Here is a 16,856-nt window from a genome sequence, read left to right on the forward strand (position 1 = left end):
GTCAGCCGACCGGCTGCCGGTCCCGGGCACTCGCGGCGAGTTCGGCGACCAGGCGGTCCAGCGCGGCCCGCTGGTCGGCCCGGGCCCGGTCGGCACAGATGGCCTCCCAGGCGTTGCCGCGCGCGGTGCGCATCCGGGTCGGCCCGACCACGGCGCGCTCCAGCGTGTGCACGACACCGACGGCGAGCGACGCGACGGTACGCGAGATGGTGGTGAGTCCGATGGTCTGCTGCGGCGCGGAGGAATTCATGATCACCCCGGGGAGAGATCGTCGTGGCGATGGGGCAGGCGCGTCATCGAGTCTGCCCGAGTCCGATGGTGCTCGGTTCACGTTTCGCGGCGATGACCGCACGGTCAACACTGCGCCAGGAGGTCTGAGCAGGCAAAGGGCCGTTCGTCCTTGAGCTTGGTCACAGCATCGACCGACCTCGACGGAGGTGACCGGTAAGGTCGGGACTGCCGTCGACATGGGCGAGCGTCGATAAGGGGATGACTCGGCGTCACAACCCGTTCGCGCAGGTCGGTCATTATGCCGCAGCCCATTTCGTGAGGCACGCCATACCCCCACCGGTGGGTGCCAGGTGGGGGCACCTAGCATCGGCCCATGACACCCGGAGAGGGGAGTCCGTTGGTGACTGCTGAGCATCCGCACGCGGAAGGGAACGAGGCCGGTCCGGCGGCGTCCGTCAGCGTGCTCGACGAGATCCTGGCCGGCGTCCGCGAGGACGTGGCCCGGCGGCAGGAGCAGGTCCCGATGGAGCGGATCCGCGAACTCGCCGCCGCCGCCCCGCCACCACTCGACGCGTACGCCGCGCTGCGCCGGCCCGGCGTCGCGGTCATCGCCGAGGTGAAGCGCTCCTCGCCGTCCAGGGGCAAGCTGGCCGACATCGCCGACCCGGCGGACCTGGCCGGTGACTACGCCGTCGGCGGGGCCCGTGCGATCAGCGTGCTCACCGAGGGGCGCTACTTCGGCGGCTCGCTGGAGGACCTCGCCGCGGTCCGGGCCGCGGTCAGCGTCCCGGTGCTGCGCAAGGACTTCGTGGTCTCCAGCTACCAGGTGCACGAGGCCCGCGCGCACGGTGCCGACCTGGTGCTGCTGATCGTCGCCGCGCTGGAGCAGAACGTCCTGGTCGGCCTGCTGGAGCGGATCGAGTCGCTGGGCATGACCGCGCTGGTCGAGGTGCACGACGAGGAGGAGGCCGACCGGGCCCTGGAGGCCGGTGCGCAGGTGATCGGGGTCAATGCCCGCGATCTGCGTACGCTGGAGGTCGACCGGTCGGTGTTCGAGCGGATCGCACCCGGTCTGCCGAGCAACGTCGTCAAGATCGCCGAGTCCGGCGTCCGTGGTCCGCACGACCTCATCCGGTACGCCTCGGCCGGGGCCGACGCGGTGCTGGTCGGTGAGGGCCTGGTGACCCAGAAGAGTCCGCGGGAGGCGGTGGCCGAGCTGGTCAACGCCGGCAACCACCCCGCGACGCCCCGCCCGGCGCGCTGACGCCGTCGAGGCGAGAGGATCTGGCATGAGCGAGCTGGGCGACCGAACAATCAATGCGGTGGTGCCTCACGGGGGCACGCAGCGGAGCGGAGTGTCAGCGTGAGCGAGCGGGTGTCGGGTTTTCCTGACGCGGTCGGACATTTCGGCCGGTTCGGCGGTCGGTTCGTGCCGGAGGCGCTCGTCGCCGCGCTGGACGAGCTGGACGCGGCGCACCGCGCGGCGATGGCCGACGAGTCGTTCCGGGCGGAGTTCGCCGCCCTGCTGCGCGACTACGCCGGCACCCCGTCGCTGCTCTACGAGGCCCGCCGGTTCTCCGCCCGGGTCGGCGCCCGGGTGCTGCTCAAGCGGGAGGACCTCAACCACACCGGCGCGCACAAGGTGCGCAACGTGCTCGGTCAGGCGCTGCTGACCCGACGGATGGGCAAGAAGCGGGTGATCGCCGAGACCGGAGCCGGTCAGCACGGTGTCGCCACCGCCACCGCCGCGGCCCTGTTCGACCTGGACTGCGTGGTCTACATGGGGCAGGTCGACACCGAGCGGCAGGCGCTCAACGTGGCCCGGATGCGGATGCTCGGCGCCGAGGTGGTGCCGGTGACGAACGGCTCGCGCACGCTCAAGGACGCGATGAACGAGGCGATGCGGGACTGGGTCGCCAACGTCGACGACACGCACTACCTGATCGGGACCGCCGCCGGCCCGCACCCGTTCCCGGCCCTGGTGCGCGACTTCGTTCGAGGCATCGGCGACGAGGCGCGGGCCCAGTGCCAGGAGCTCACCGGCGGGCTGCCGGACGCGGTCACCGCCTGCGTCGGTGGCGGTTCCAACGCGCTGGGCATCTTCCACGCCTTCGTCGAGGACCCGCAGGTGCGGCTCTACGGCTTCGAGGCCGGCGGCGACGGCGTGGACACCGGACGCCACGCGGCCAGCATCACCGGCGGCTCCACCGGCGTGCTGCACGGCACGCGGACCTTCGTGTTGCAGGACGAGGACGGCCAGACCGTCGAGTCGCACTCGATCTCGGCCGGCCTGGACTACCCGGGTGTCGGGCCGGAGCACGCCTGGCTGCACGACACCGGCCGGGCCAGCTACCTGCCGGTCACCGACGACGAGGCGATGGCGGCGTTGGAACTGCTCTGCCGTACCGAGGGGATAATCCCGGCGATCGAGAGCGCGCACGCGCTGGCCGGCACCCTGACCGTGGCGCCGAAGCTCGCCGCCGAGCTGGGCCGGGAGCCCACCATCGTGGTCAACCTCTCCGGTCGGGGCGACAAGGACGTGCACACCGCCGGCGAGTACTTCGGCATTCTGGGCGCGGAGCGAAGCGGAGCGCGGGTATGAGCGAGCGTCAGCGAGTGAATCGTCGGTCCAGTGCCGTGGTAGCTCATGACGGCGCGGAGCGAAGCGGAGCGCGGGTATGAGCGAGCGTCAGCGAGTGAATCGTCGGTCCAGTGCCGTGGTAGCTCATGACGGCGCGGAGCGAAGCGGAGCGACGGCATGAGCCGGATCGGGGTGGCGTTCGACAAGGCCCGCGCCGACGGCCGGGCGCTGCTGGTCGGCTGCATGCCGGCCGGCTTTCCGACGGTCGAGGGCAGCATCGCCGCGATGAAGGCGATGGTCTCGGCGGGCGTCGACGTGATCGAGGTGGAGATCCCGTACTCCGATCCGGTGATGGACGGCCCGGTGATCCAGCGGGCCAGCGACATCGCGCTGGCCGGGGGCGTACGTACCCGGGACACGCTGCGCATCGTGGAGGAGGTCGCGGCCACCGGTGCCCCGGTGGTGACGATGACCTACTGGAACCCGATCGAGCGGTACGGCGTGGACGCGTTCGCCCGGGACTACGCCGCGGCCGGCGGCACCGGGCTGGTCACCCCCGACCTGATCCCCGACGAGGCCGAGGAGTGGCTGGCCGCGTCGGACGCGTACGGATTGGACCGGACCTTCCTGGTCGCTCCGTCGTCCACCGACGCCCGGTTGGCGATGACCGTCGAGCACTGCCGTGGTTTCGTCTACGCCACCGCGATCATGGGCGTCACCGGTGCCAGGGCGCAGACCTCGCAGGCGGCGCCGGTGCTGGTGTCGCGGGTCCGGGAGGTCAGCGAGATCCCGGTCGGCGTCGGGCTGGGCGTGGGCACCGGGGAGCAGGCCGCCACCGTCGCCGGGTACGCCGATGCGGTGATCGTCGGCAGCGCCCTGATCCGCTGCCTGCTCGACGCCCCCGACCAGGAGGCTGGGCTGTCCGCCCTGCGGACGCTCAGCGCGGAACTGGCCGAGGGCGTACGTCACCCGGCCCGTTGACCCGACCGGCACGCCACCTGAGCCTGGCGCGCACGATGCTTCAAGGGACAAAAACCCCACCGGGTGGGGAGAACCCGGGACGGTGGGGGCGGACCGGGGTGACGGCACGGGGGTCCGCAGCGGTAGCGTGTGCATCCGTGAGTCTCGCCTCGCCGACGTCCCTGGCCGCCCTGCCCAGCCCGAGCACCGCCGTATGGCATCTCGGCCCGATCCCCCTGCGGGCGTACGCGCTGTTCATCATCGCCGGCATCGTGGTGGCCTGCTGGGTCACCGACCGGCGGCTGCGTCAGCGGGGCGTCGCCCCCGGCGCGGTGCTCGACATCGCCCTCTGGGCGGTCCCGGCCGGCATCATCGGCGCCCGGATCTACCACGTGATCACCTCACCGGCGGCGTACTTCGGCACCGGTGGTGACCCGATCAAGGTCTTCTTCATCCACGAGGGCGGTCTGGGCATCTGGGGTGCGGTCGCCGGTGGCGCGGTCGGCGCCTGGATCGCCGCCCGGCAGCTCGGCATCCCGTTCGCGGTGGTCGCCGACGCGCTGGCGCCGGGCCTGCCACTGGCTCAGGCCATCGGCCGGCTCGGCAACTGGTTCAACAACGAGCTGTACGGCGGCCGGACGGATCTGCCCTGGGGGCTGGAGATCCACCGGATGGACGGCGGTCAGGCGCTGCGCGACGAGGCGGGCCGGCCGATCCTGGAGGAGGGGCTCTACCACCCGACCTTCGCCTACGAGGCGCTCTGGAACGTCGGCGTCGCCGCGCTGGTGTTCTTCCTCGACCGTAAGCTGCGTCTCGGCCGGGGCCGGGCGTTCGCCCTCTACGTGATGGGCTACACCGCCGGCCGGTTCTGGATCGAGATGATGCGTACCGACGACGCCACCACCATCCTCGGCGTACGCCTCAACGTCTGGACGGCGGCTGTGGTCTTCGTCGGCGCGTTGATCTACTTCCTGCGGGTGCGCGGGCCCCGGGAGTACCTGATCCCGGTCGGGCTGCCGGCCGCCACCGCGACACCGGCCGATTCGGACGTCTCCCAGGTCGACCTGTCGGCGACGCGCGGCGGCCGGGTCGAGCCGGAGGTGCCGGAGGGTTACCGGGTGGTCAGCGAGGAGCAGTTCGCGCACTGGCGGCAGACCGGCGAGGCCCCCGACGAGGTGACGAACCCCGCCGAGCCCGACACCGGCGCCTCGACCGACGACGACGGGGACACCCCGACCGCCGCCGAGGGCGCGGCGGCACGTCCCGCCGATCGCGACAGCTGAGGCCATGCGCAGCGCGGTCGTGGTCGGCGGCGGGCTCGGCGGCCTGGCGGTCTCCGGTGCGCTCGCCCGCTCGGGCTGGCAGGTGACCCTGCTGGAACGGGCCGACCGGATCCGTCCCGAGCCGACCGCCGTGGTGCTCTGGCCCAACGGCGTACGGGCGCTGCGTGCCCTGGACCTCGGCGCCGGCCTGGACGCGATCGCGACCCCGCTGCCCGACGGCGGGGTGCGCCGCCCGGACGGGCACTGGCTGGTGCAGCCCCGGCAGACCCCGGCCGAGCGCCTGCCGGTGGTGGTGCACCGGGAGGACCTGCACGACACGCTGATCGCCGGCCTGGGTGAGCGGGTCGAGCTGCGGACCGGCGTGACGGTACGCACCGTACGCGCAGCCCCGGGAGCCCGGCCGGCGGTCGGTGACGGCCGGCAGACCTTCGAGGCCGACCTCGTGGTCGCGGCCGACGGTGCGGACAGCGTGATCCGCCGCCAGCTCGCCCCGGAGGCGAACGTGGTCAGCTCCGGCTGTGCCGCCTGGCGTGCCGTGATCCCCTGGTACCGCGCACCGAGCCTGGCCGCCGACGGGCCCGTCGGCGGGGAGTTCCTCGGCGCCGGGTACCGCTTCGCGGCCGCCTCGCTCGGCGAGCGCGGCTCCTCCGGCGCGTCCAGCCGGGGCGGGATCTACTGGATGGCGACCGCCGCCGGGGCGCCCCGCCCCGAGCCGCCGGAGACCCAGCTGGCGCTGCTACGTCGCTGGTACGCGGGCTGGCCTGCACCGGTCGACGAGCTGCTGGCCGCCACCGACCCGGCCGACCTGGTGCAGCAGGAGATCCGCGAACTGCGTCCGCTGCCCAAATCCTACGGCTTCCCGGTCGGCCCGGGCGGCGTGGTGCTGCTCGGCGACGCCGCCCACGCCATGCCACCGCACCTCGGGCAGGGCACCTGCCTGGCCTTCGAGGACGCCGTCACGCTCGCCGCCCTGTTGCGCGAGTCCACGCTGCCGGACGCGATCGTGGCGTACGACCGGACCCGCCGTCCCCGTGCGGCCACGGTGGTCAGGCAGACCCGCCGGATGTCGGCGGTCCTGCAGACCCGGGGTCGGCTGGCCCTGCGAGCCCGTGACGCGGCCCTGGGCACCATCACCCCCCGCCTGCTCGGCAGCGCCGCCACGGTAGCCGCCCAATGGCACCCCCCAACCTGACCCACCCCACCCCTGTCCGGCAGTCCACCCCTGCCCCGGCCTACTCCTCGCCGTCCCGCCGTCCGCTGCGTTGATCAAGAGGTTCTGGCGCTAGTTGATCGCCAGGAGCGGCCAAAATCTCTTGATCAACGCGGCGGTGGGTGCGGCGATTCCACGCGGCAAGCGGGGCAGCGGTGGGTGCGGTGATCGGGGGGGGGGGGGCGTCGGGGCGCGGACGGGCATAGAACGGCCATCCCGGACCTTCGCGGACGAACAGCACGCAGCCACCGTGTTCTTCCGCGCGGGCCGCGTCGCGGGGCGCCTTGTCGTAGAGCTGCTCCAGCCGATCGAGCAGGTCGGCGTGCCGTGTATCCACCGCGCGAGACTACCCGTCCCAGAGTCTGGACGGTGTGATCAATCTGCACTGGCCTTGCGTACCGCGCCCTAACGTAGACTCAATAGTCCGATAAGGGCCGACGTCGTCCCGACCATGATCCACGCCTGAGTGACGACAGGAGGCCCGGGTGGCCTTTGCGTACCCACACCACCCCCAGCCGGCGCCGCGCGACGGCCAGGTAGCGCCCCCTGCCGGCCTGTACGACGCCTCCCACGAGCACGACGCGTGCGGGGTGGCCTTCGTGGCGGACCTGCACGGCCGACGTTCGCACACGGTGGTCGCCAGCGGTCTCGGCGCCCTGTGCCGGCTGGACCACCGAGGTGCCCGGGGCGCCGAACCGAACACCGGTGACGGCGCGGGCATCATGATCCAGGTGCCGGACGCGTTCCTGCGCGCGGTGGTCGACTTCCCGCTCCCTCCGGCCGGCGAGTACGCCACCGGCCTGGTCTTCGTCCCCGCCGACGACGCCGCCGAGGCGCGCGCCCGGCAGGTGGTCGAGAAGTACGCCCTGGTGGAGGGCGCCGAGCTGCTGGGCTGGCGGGAGGTCCCGGTCGACGCGTCGGACCTCGGCGAGACGGCCCTGGCGGCGATGCCCCGGGTACGGCAGCTCTTCCTCGCCGCGCACCGGCTGACCGACACCCCCGCCGGTCCGGCCGGCTCCCCGCTGAACGGCCTCGAGTTGGAGCGGGTCGCGTTCTGCGTCCGCAAGCAGGCCGAGCGTGAGTCGGCCGAGCGCGGTGTGCCGGCGTACTTCCCGTCGCTGTCCGGGCGGACCATGGTCTACAAGGGGATGCTCACCCCGGACCAGTTGCCCGCGTTCTACCCGGACCTCACCGACGAGCGGGTGGACAGCGCCATCGCCCTGGTTCACTCGCGCTTCTCCACGAACACGTTCCCGTCCTGGCCGCTGGCGCACCCGTACCGGTTCATCGCGCACAACGGCGAGATCAACACGATCCGCGGCAACCGGAACTGGATGCAGGCCCGCGAGGCGCTGCTGCGGACCCCGGAGCTGTCCGGCAACATCCGCCGGGTCTTCCCGGTCTGTACCCCGGCGGCTTCCGACTCGGCCAACTTCGACGAGGTCCTGGAGTTGCTGCACCTGGCCGGGCGCAGCCTGCCGCACGCGGTGCTGATGATGATCCCGGAGGCGTGGGAGAACGACCCGGACATGGCCGCCGACAAGCGTGCCTTCTACCGGTTCCACGCCAGCCTGATGGAGCCGTGGGACGGCCCGGCCTCGGTCGCCTTCACCGACGGCGAGATCGTCGGCGCGGTGCTCGACCGCAACGGGCTGCGTCCGGGCCGCTGGTGGCAGACCGCCGACGGGCTCGTGGTGCTGGGCAGCGAGGCGGGCGTGCTCGACCTCGACCCGGCTCGCGTGGTCGCCAAGGGGCGGCTCCAGCCCGGCAAGATGTTCCTGGTCGACACCACCGCAGGTCGGATCGTGCACGACGACGAGATCAAGACCGAGCTGGCCGCCGCCCAGCCGTACGCGGACTGGCTGCACGCCGGGTTGATCGAGATGGACGACCTGCCGCACCGAGAGCACGAGGTCTACACCCACGACTCGGTACGCCGTCGCCAGCAGACCTTCGGTTACACCGAGGAGGAGCTGAAGATCCTGCTCGCCCCGATGGCCCGCACCGGCGCGGAGCCGATCGGCTCGATGGGCACGGACACCCCGATCGCCGCGCTGTCCACCCGGCCACGGCTGCTCTACGACTACTTCCACCAGCTTTTCGCGCAGGTCACCAACCCGCCGCTGGACGCCATCCGGGAGGAGTTGGTGACCAGCCTGGCGACGACCATCGGGCCGGAGGGCAACCTGCTCGACCCGGGCCCGGCGAGCTGCCGGCAGATCGTGCTGCCCTACCCGATGATCGACAACGACGAGCTGGCCAAGATCCTCTCCATCGACGAGGACGGCGACCTGCCCGGCTTCAAGGCGGTCCGGGTCTCCGGGCTCTATCGGGTCCGGGATGGCGGGGCCGGCATCAAGGCCCGGCTGACCGAGATCTGCCGGCACGTCTCCGAGGCCATCGAGGACGGCGTACGGATCCTGGTGCTCTCCGACCGGGACTCCAACGCCGACCTCGCGCCGATCCCGTCGCTGCTGCTCACCGCGGCGGTGCACCAGCACCTGGTCCGGGAGCAGACGCGGACCCAGGTGGCGCTGATCGTGGAGTCCGGGGACTGCCGCGAGGTGCACCACGCGGCGGTGCTGATCGGCTACGGCGCGGCGGCGGTCAACCCGTACCTCGCCTTCGAGTCGGTGGAGGACATGATCTCCACCGCCGCGCTGGTCGGTGTCGAGCCGCGTACCGCGATCCGCAACTACGTCAAGGCGCTCGGCAAGGGCGTCCTCAAGATCATGTCCAAGATGGGCATCTCCACCGTGTCGTCGTACTGCGGGGCGCAGGTCTTCGAGGCGGTCGGCCTGGAGACCCGCCTGGTCCAGCGGTACTTCCGGGGCACGCCGAGCACGATCAGCGGCGTCGGGCTGGACGGCATCCACGCCGAGGTGGCCGCCCGGCACGCGCTGGCCTGGCCGTCGCCGGGCGCCGAGGCCAGCGGCCGGCTGCCGGTGGGCGGTGAGTACCAGTGGCGCCGCGAGGGCGAACTGCACCTGTTCAACCCGGAGACGGTCTTCCTGCTCCAGCACGCCACCCGCACCCGCCAGTACGACGTGTTCCGCGCGTACACCGCGAAGGTCGACGAACTGGTTGCGAAGGCCGGGTCGCTGCGCGGGCTGTTCCGGCTGCGGACCGGTGACCGGCCGACGGTGCCGATCGAGGAGGTCGAGCCGGCCACTGAGATCGTCAAGCGGTTCGCCACCGGCGCCATGTCGTACGGGTCGATCTCGGCGGAGTCGCACGAGACGCTGGCGATCGCGATGAACCGGCTCGGCGGCAAGTCCAACACCGGCGAGGGCGGCGAGGACGTCGAGCGCCTCTACGACCCGGCCCGCCGCTCGTCGGTCAAGCAGATCGCCAGTGGCCGCTTCGGTGTGACCAGCGAATACCTGGTCAACGCCGACGACCTCCAGATCAAGATGGCGCAGGGCGCCAAGCCCGGCGAGGGCGGTCAGCTCCCCGGCAACAAGGTGTGGCCGTGGATCGCCCGTACCCGGCACGCCACCCCCGGTGTCGGACTGATCTCGCCGCCGCCGCACCACGACATCTACTCGATCGAGGACCTCGCCCAGCTCGTACACGACCTCAAGTGCGTCAACCCGGCCTCCCGGGTGCACGTCAAGCTGGTCAGCGAGGTGGGTGTCGGCACGGTGGCCGCCGGGGTGGCCAAGCTCAAGGCCGACGTCATCCTGATCTCCGGTCACGACGGCGGCACCGGCGCGTCCCCGCTGAACTCGCTCAAGCACGCCGGCACGCCGTGGGAGCTGGGCCTGGCCGAGGCGCAGCAGACGCTGCTGCTCAACAAGCTGCGCGACCGGGTCACCGTGCAGGTCGACGGCCAGCTCAAGACCGGCCGGGACGTGGTGGTCGCGGCGCTGCTCGGCGCCGAGGAGTTCGGTTTCGCCACCGCCCCGCTGATCGTCTCCGGCTGCGTGATGATGCGCGTGTGTCACCTCGACACCTGCCCGGTCGGCATCGCCACCCAGAACCCGGTGCTGCGCGAGCGGTTCACCGGCAAGCCGGAGTTCGTGGAGAACTTCTTCCTCTTTCTCGCCGAGGAGATCCGTGGCTACCTGGCCGAACTGGGTCTGCGCAGCATCGACGAGGCGATCGGCCGGACAGAACTGCTCGACGTCGCCCCCGCTATCGCGCACTGGAAGGCCGGCGGGCTCGACCTCGGCCGGGTACTGCACCTGCCGGAGCTGCCGGAGGGCGCGGCCCGGCGGGGGACCCGGGCCCAGGACCACGGTCTGGAGCTGGCGCTGGACAACGAGCTGATCGCGCTGGCCGCCCCGGTGCTGGCCGCGTCGGCGGCCGGCGAGGGGACGCCGGTCGGGTCGGTGCGGGCCGAGGTGGCGATCCGCAACGAGCACCGCAGCGTCGGCGCGATGCTCGGCGGCGAGGTGACCCGCCGGTACGGCGGTGCCGGGCTGCCCGCCGACACCGTCGAGTTCACCCTGCGCGGCACGGCGGGTCAGTCGTTCGGCGCCTTCCTGCCGCGCGGGGTCACCATGCGGCTGCACGGTGACGCCAACGACTACGTCGGCAAGGGGCTCTCCGGCGGGCGGCTGGTCGTCCGGCCGGACGCGTCGGCACCGTTCGTCGGCACCGGGGCCGAGCCCGGCCACCGCGCCGAGGACCAGATCATCGCCGGCAACACCATCCTGTACGGCGCCACCGAGGGCGAGGTGTTCCTGCGCGGCCGGGTGGGGGAGCGGTTCGCGGTACGCAACTCCGGCGCGGTGGCCGTCGTGGAGGGCGTCGGCGACCACGGCTGCGAGTACATGACCGGTGGCACGATCGTGGTGCTCGGTCCGACCGGGCGCAACTTCGCGGCCGGCATGTCCGGCGGTACCGCGTTCGTCTGGAACCTCGACCGGCGGCGGGTCAACACCGAGCTGGTCGACCTCGCCGCCCTCGGTGAGCAGGAGCGGGTCCGGCTGCACGAGCTGGTGCAGCGGCACTTCGCGGAGACCGACTCGGCGGTCGCCGAGGCGCTGCTCAAGCGCTGGCCGGAGGCGGTGGAGGAGTTCACCGCCGTGGTACCCCGGGACTACCGCCGGGTGATGGAGATCATGCGGGCCGCCGAAGCCGCCGGCCAGAACGTCGACGACGCGGTGATGAGTGCGCTCGCACCGGCCGCGCAGCCGCCGCAGGCGGCGCCCGTCGACGCGTCGATGCCGGTTCCGTCCGCGCCGCGGGCGGTCGCCCAGGAGGTGGCTCGTGCCTGACCCGAACGGTTTCCTGCGCTACCCCCGTCGGGTGCCGGCGCGCCGGCCGGTGCCGGTGCGGATCAGTGACTGGCGGGAGGTCTATCCGCCCGCCGGCGAGGAGCTGATCCGCGAGCAGGCCACCCGATGCATGGACTGCGGCATCCCGTTCTGCCACAGCGACACCGCCGGCTGCCCGCTGGGCAACCGCATCCCGGACTGGAACGACCTGGTCCGCACCGGCAACTGGGACGCGGCGGTGGAGTCGCTGCACGCCACCAACAACTTTCCCGAGTTCACCGGCCGGCTCTGCCCGGCACCCTGCGAGGCGGCCTGCGTGCTCGGCATCGCCGGGGGCGACCCGGTGACCATCAAGCAGGTCGAGGTGGAGATCGCCGACGCCGCGACGGCCCGGGGCCTGACCCCGAGCCCGAGCGCGACCCCGTCCGGGCGGTCGGTGGCCGTGGTCGGTTCCGGCCCGGCCGGGCTCGCCGCCGCGCAGCAACTGGCCCGCGCCGGGCACGCCGTCACCGTGTACGAGCGTGACGACACCCCGGGCGGCCTGCTGCGGTACGGCATCCCCGACTTCAAGCTGGAGAAGCGACACGTCGACGCGCGGCTGGCGCAGCTCACCGCCGAGGGCGTGGTGTTCCGCACCGGAGTGAACGTGGGGGTCGACGTCACCGCCGCGCAGCTCCGCGCCCAGCACGACGCGGTGCTGCTGGCCTGCGGGGCGTTGCAGGGCCGGGACACCGACACCCCGGGCCGGCACCTGCGCGGCGTACACCAGGCGATGGCGCACCTGGTCGCCGCCAACCGGGTGGTCGCCGCAGCCGGCGCGGGCCGTCCCGTGCTGGCCACCCTGCCGGACGGTACGCCCATCGACGCGGCCGACAAACACGTGGTCATCATCGGCGGCGGCGACACCGCGGCCGACTGCCTCGGTGTGGCGCACCGGCAGGGCGCGGCCGGAGTCCACCAGCTCGACCTGTACCCGCGCCCGCCGCAGGCCCGCGACGAGGAGCGCGACCCGTGGCCGACCTGGCCGTGGATCCTGCGCGAGTACGCGGCGCACGAGGAGGGCGGCGAGCGCGTCTTCGCGGTCGCGGTGCAGGAGTTCGTCGACGACGGCACCGGGGCGGTGCGCGCGGTGCGGATCGCCGAGGTGACCGTCGAGAAGCGGGACGGGCGGCGCATCCTGACCCCTGTCCCGGGGACCGAACGGGAGCTGCCCGCCGACCTGGTGTTGCTGGCCATCGGGTTCGAGGGCACCGAGGAGCAGCCGCTGCTGACCCAGTTCGGGGTGACCCGCAACGCCCGGGGCGCGATCGACTCGCGGGCCGACTGGCAGACCGAGGCCGACGGTGTCTTCGTCGCCGGTGACATGCACCGGGGCGCGTCGCTGATCGTCTGGGCCATCGCCGAGGGCCGGGCCGCCGCCGCCGCGATCCACGGGTACCTCGGTGGCGTCGGCACCCTCCCGGCCCCCGTACACGCCGCCGCCCAACCCCTCGCTGTGTAAGGAAGGGTCCCCTGCTAACGCCTCGTGCATAGCAGGGGACCCCTCCTAACAACCGCGCACCACACACGCCCGGCCGTGCCTCGGCCGGGCGTGCTGCGTCCGCGCAGCAACGGCTATTCACTTCATCGGCATGTTTCGATAGCATTACCGGCTAGTAACAACCCCTGGCCACGCGCGCGGTCCATGGGCTCCACCACCGCCCTCTGTGGAGGTCCGCCATGTCCCACCGTCCGCTGGCCCGTGCCCTCGCCACGCTGGTCGCCCTCGCCACCGCCACCCTCGGCGCACTGGCCGTCCCCGGCACCGCCCAGGCCGCCGCACCCGTGCACTACGTCGCGCTCGGCGACTCGTACTCCTCCGGTGTCGGCGCCGGCCCGTACGACCTGTCCACCTGCCTACGCAGCCAGAAGTCGTACGCGCCACTGTGGGCCGCCGCCAACGCGGTGGCCAGCTTCCGCTTCCCGGCCTGCGGCGGCGCGGTCACCGCCGACGTGCTCGCCAACCAACTCGGCGCGCTCAGCGCCACCACCACGATGGTCACCATCACCGTCGGCGGAAACGACGCCGGATTCGCCGACGTGATGACCAGTTGCCGCTTCGGCAGCACGTCCACCTGCACCAGCGCGGTCAACGAGGCCAAGGCGTTCGCCACCGGCACCCTGCCGGCCCGGCTGGACCGCACCTACGCGGCCATCCGTGAGCATGCCCCGAACGCGCGGCTGATCGTGCTCGGCTACCCGCGTCTGTTCGAGACCCGGTCCTGCGGGCTGCTGGCGATGAGCACCTACAAGCGCACCATCCTCAACGAGGCGGCCGACGTCCTCGCCGAGGTGACCGCCGACCGGGCCGCTGCGGCCGGTGCCACCTTCGCCGACACCCGGCCCACCTTCGCCGGGCACGGCGTCTGCGGCGCCCAGCCGTGGATCCGCGACGTCACCGGCGTCATCGAGGCGTACCACCCCAACGCCAGCGGCTACCGGCACGGCTACCTGCCCGCGCTCAACGCGGTCACCGGCTGACCGCTCGCGATGTTAGGAAGGGTCCCCTGCTATGCACGAGGCGTTAGCAGGGGACCCTTCCTTTCACCACACGCCGGGGCGTGACGGGACCGTGCCCGGATCGCCGCTGTCCGATAGGGTTTCAGCGGACCAGGCGGCCGTCGGCGGAGGGGCACACGTTGGGCAGGCTCGCGTCGGCGTACGGGCAGGCGATGGCCGCCCACCGGGCCGCCCGGGCCCACCTCGACTCCGCCCGTGACGCGCTGCGCGGCGCCGTCCCGGTCACCCCGTCCGCCGACGCCGACCTGGTGGCCCGACTGGCCCGGGTCGGCACCGCGTTGGCCACCCCGACGCCCGGCACCCCACTGGTGCGCCAGCCCGTGCCGGTACGCGTCGGCGAAGCGATCGTCGCCGGTGGCGGATTCCCGGTGCTGCTGCCGCTCGGTGCCGGGCACCACCTGGCGGTCGACACCGACGCCCGCGACCCGGCCGTGGCCGCCCTGCTGCGGGCACTCGTGCTGCGGATACTGGCCACCGCCGCGCCCGGTGGCGTCCGGGTCGCCGGGCTGGACAGCGCCGCTCTCGGTGCCACCTTCGGCCCACTGCGGCCACTCGTCGACGCCGGGGTGATCGACCCACCGGCCACCACCGACGCGGACGTCACCGCCCTGCTCGACGCCGCCGAACAGCACGCCCGGGACGCCCGCCGCACCGACCGTCCCGACCAGGAACTCCTGCTGGTGGTCGCCGCGTCCGTCCCGTCACCCCGCGAGGCGGCCCGGCTCGCCGCGCTCACCCACGCCGGCTCCGCCGCCGCAGTCTGCGTCCTGCTGGGCGGCTGGCAGCAGGGCGGGCCCGGGGAGTCCACGCCGCACCTGGGCTCGGCCACTGTGGTCCGGCTCTCCGGCGACCCGGCTCGTGCCGGTGGCGTGCCAGGCGTGCCGTCATCCGGGGACATCGGCGGCCTGGCTCGCGTCGGCGACCCGCCCGGAGCGCCGTTCAGCACCGACGGCAGTGGTCTGGCCGTGCCGGTGCGTCTTGACGGTGACCCGCCGCCGGCCTCGGTCGTCGCCCTCGCCACCCACCTGGGCGACGCCGCCCGACGCGGCGCTTCGGTCAGCTTCGCCGACCTGCTGCCCGGGCAGCGCTGGGCCGCCTCGGCGCGCGTCGGTCTGCGTACGGTGGTGGGCCGCGCCGGACGCGACCCGTTCGGCATGGCCTTCGACGACGCTACCCCGCACTGGCTGGTCGCCGGGCGTACCGGTGCTGGCAAGACGGTCTTCCTGCTCGACGTGCTCTACGGCCTGGCCGCCCGCTACTCGCCGGCCGAGTTGCAGCTCTACCTGCTCGACTTCAAGGAGGGGGTGAGCTTCACCGAGTTCGTCCCCACCAGCCGTGACCCGTCGTGGCTGCCGCACGCCCGCGCGGTCGGCATCGAGAGCGACCGCGAGTACGGCGTGGCCGTGCTCCGCGAACTGCGCCGCGAACTGCAACGGCGGGCCACCGCACTCAAGCGCCACGGCGTCACCAAGCTCGCCGACCTGCCCGCCGACACCCCGGTACCCCGGATCGTCACCGTGATCGACGAGTTCCAGGTGCTGCTGGCTGGCAACGACCCGATCGCCCGCGAATCGGTGAACCTGCTGGAGGAGTTGGCCCGCAAGGGCCGCTCGTACGGCGTGCACCTGGTGCTCGCCAGCCAGAGCACGACGGGGATCGAGGCCCTCTACGGCCGGGCCGAGGCGGTCTTCGGCCAGTTCGCGCTGCGGGTGGCGCTGGCCGGCGGCGGGGGAGTGCTCGACCCGCTCAACGACGCGGCGGCGACCCTGCCGGTCGGCTCCGCCGTGGTCAACACCGCCGCCGGCGCCCTCGGGGCGAACACCGTGATCCGCTTCCCCGACGCGCACGCCGCCGGTGGCACGCTGACCCGGCTGCGGCACGAGCTGTGGCAGGCCCGTCCGCCCGGCGCGCACCCGCCGTCGGTCTTCCGGGGGTACGACACCGCCCGCGTCGAGGCCGACACCACCTTCGCCGGCCTGCGTCCCGGCGGTCGGCGTCCCCTGGCCCTGGTCGGCCGGACGGTCGACGTGGACGGCACCACCGCCATGTTCATCACGGACACCGCCCCCGGCCGGCACCTGGCCGTCGTGGGCACCTCGCCCGCCGGTGCGGAGGTGCTGCGCGCCGCGACCCTGAGCCTCGCCCGGCAGCATACCCCCGGCGAGGCGACGTTCCTGCTGGCTCCGCTGGTCGCCGCCGCCGACTCGGCCGCCGACGACACCGCCGCCGCGCTGACCGCTGCCGGGCACCAGGTCCAGCGGCTGGACACCGCCGCGTTGCGCGCCCAGATCGCCACCCTCGCCGCATCCCCGCCCGTGACCGGCATGTCCGATCCTGGCACGCTTGGCGCTGACACGCTCGGAAGCGGTACGCCCGGGAACGGCGCGCCGCACGCCGCGTCGTCCGACGGAGCGGCCGCTGCGGCACGTACCTATCTGGTGGTGTTCGGGATGGACGCCGCCGCCGGGCGGCTCGCCCAGAGCGACCCGGTGACCTTCCGCTCCGGTCACGACGACCTGCGGACCCTGTTGCGTCAGGGCCCCGGCCACGGCGTGCACCTGTTGGGCTGGTGGCGGGGCCTGCGTCGGCTCGCCGACGACCTCGGCGGCACCCAGAACCGCGACGATGTCGCCTGCCTGGTCGCGTTGAACGTGCCCGGCGCGGACCTCGGCCTGCACCTCGGCGTGCACGACCTGGCGTACACACCCCGAGCCGGCCGCGCGCTGCTGGTGGACCGGCACGACCAGCGGGTCCGGCTGATCGTGCCGTTCGCCCGCGACGGGTACGACACCGACGGGCAGGAGTGA

General features: G+C 73.1%; 10 protein-coding genes. 9 read left to right on the forward strand and 1 reads right to left on the reverse strand.

Features of this window, described 5'->3' with window-relative positions:
- Position 1: 1 nt before the first annotated feature.
- A complete protein-coding gene (locus ID554_RS24220; protein WP_117227216.1) occupies positions 2-250 on the reverse strand; it encodes a hypothetical protein in 249 nt (82 codons plus the stop codon).
- 441 nt (positions 251-691) lie between these two features.
- Between ID554_RS24220 and trpC the strand changes: the two genes are divergently transcribed.
- The 9 genes from trpC (at position 692) to ID554_RS24265 (ending at position 16,856) form a co-directional block, all read left to right on the forward strand.
- A complete protein-coding gene (gene trpC, locus ID554_RS24225) occupies positions 692-1,495 on the forward strand; it encodes an indole-3-glycerol phosphate synthase TrpC (protein ID WP_191088926.1) in 804 nt (267 codons plus the stop codon).
- A 99-nt stretch (positions 1,496-1,594) separates the two neighbouring features.
- Positions 1,595-2,833, forward strand: coding sequence for a tryptophan synthase subunit beta (trpB, locus tag ID554_RS24230; RefSeq protein ID WP_117227097.1), 1,239 nt, complete (start codon positions 1,595-1,597; stop codon positions 2,831-2,833).
- Between the two features lie 156 nt (positions 2,834-2,989).
- Positions 2,990-3,793 (forward strand): tryptophan synthase subunit alpha, encoded by an 804-nt coding sequence (trpA, locus tag ID554_RS24235; RefSeq protein WP_117227098.1) that lies wholly within the window; start codon positions 2,990-2,992, stop codon positions 3,791-3,793.
- A 137-nt stretch (positions 3,794-3,930) separates the two neighbouring features.
- A complete protein-coding gene (gene lgt / locus ID554_RS24240; RefSeq protein WP_117227099.1) occupies positions 3,931-5,055 on the forward strand; it encodes a prolipoprotein diacylglyceryl transferase in 1,125 nt (374 codons plus the stop codon).
- 4 nt (positions 5,056-5,059) lie between these two features.
- A complete protein-coding gene (locus ID554_RS24245) occupies positions 5,060-6,247 on the forward strand; it encodes an FAD-dependent oxidoreductase (RefSeq protein ID WP_117227100.1) in 1,188 nt (395 codons plus the stop codon).
- A gap of 503 nt (positions 6,248-6,750) precedes the next feature.
- Positions 6,751-11,490, forward strand: a complete 4,740-nt coding sequence (gene gltB, locus ID554_RS24250; protein WP_117227101.1) for a glutamate synthase large subunit — start codon at positions 6,751-6,753, stop codon at positions 11,488-11,490.
- Complete coding sequence (locus tag ID554_RS24255; protein ID WP_117227102.1) at positions 11,483-12,991, forward strand: glutamate synthase subunit beta; 1,509 nt, start codon at positions 11,483-11,485, stop codon at positions 12,989-12,991. The genes gltB and ID554_RS24255 overlap by 8 nt, the downstream gene beginning before the upstream one ends.
- Positions 12,992-13,209: 218 nt before the next feature.
- Positions 13,210-14,010, forward strand: a complete 801-nt coding sequence (locus ID554_RS24260) for an SGNH/GDSL hydrolase family protein (RefSeq protein ID WP_117227103.1) — start codon at positions 13,210-13,212, stop codon at positions 14,008-14,010.
- 191 nt (positions 14,011-14,201) lie between these two features.
- Positions 14,202-16,856, forward strand: a complete 2,655-nt coding sequence (locus ID554_RS24265; RefSeq protein ID WP_396888565.1) for an FtsK/SpoIIIE domain-containing protein — start codon at positions 14,202-14,204, stop codon at positions 16,854-16,856.

This window comes from Micromonospora craniellae (assembly GCF_014764405.1).
Lineage (GTDB): Bacteria > Actinomycetota > Actinomycetes > Mycobacteriales > Micromonosporaceae > Micromonospora > Micromonospora craniellae.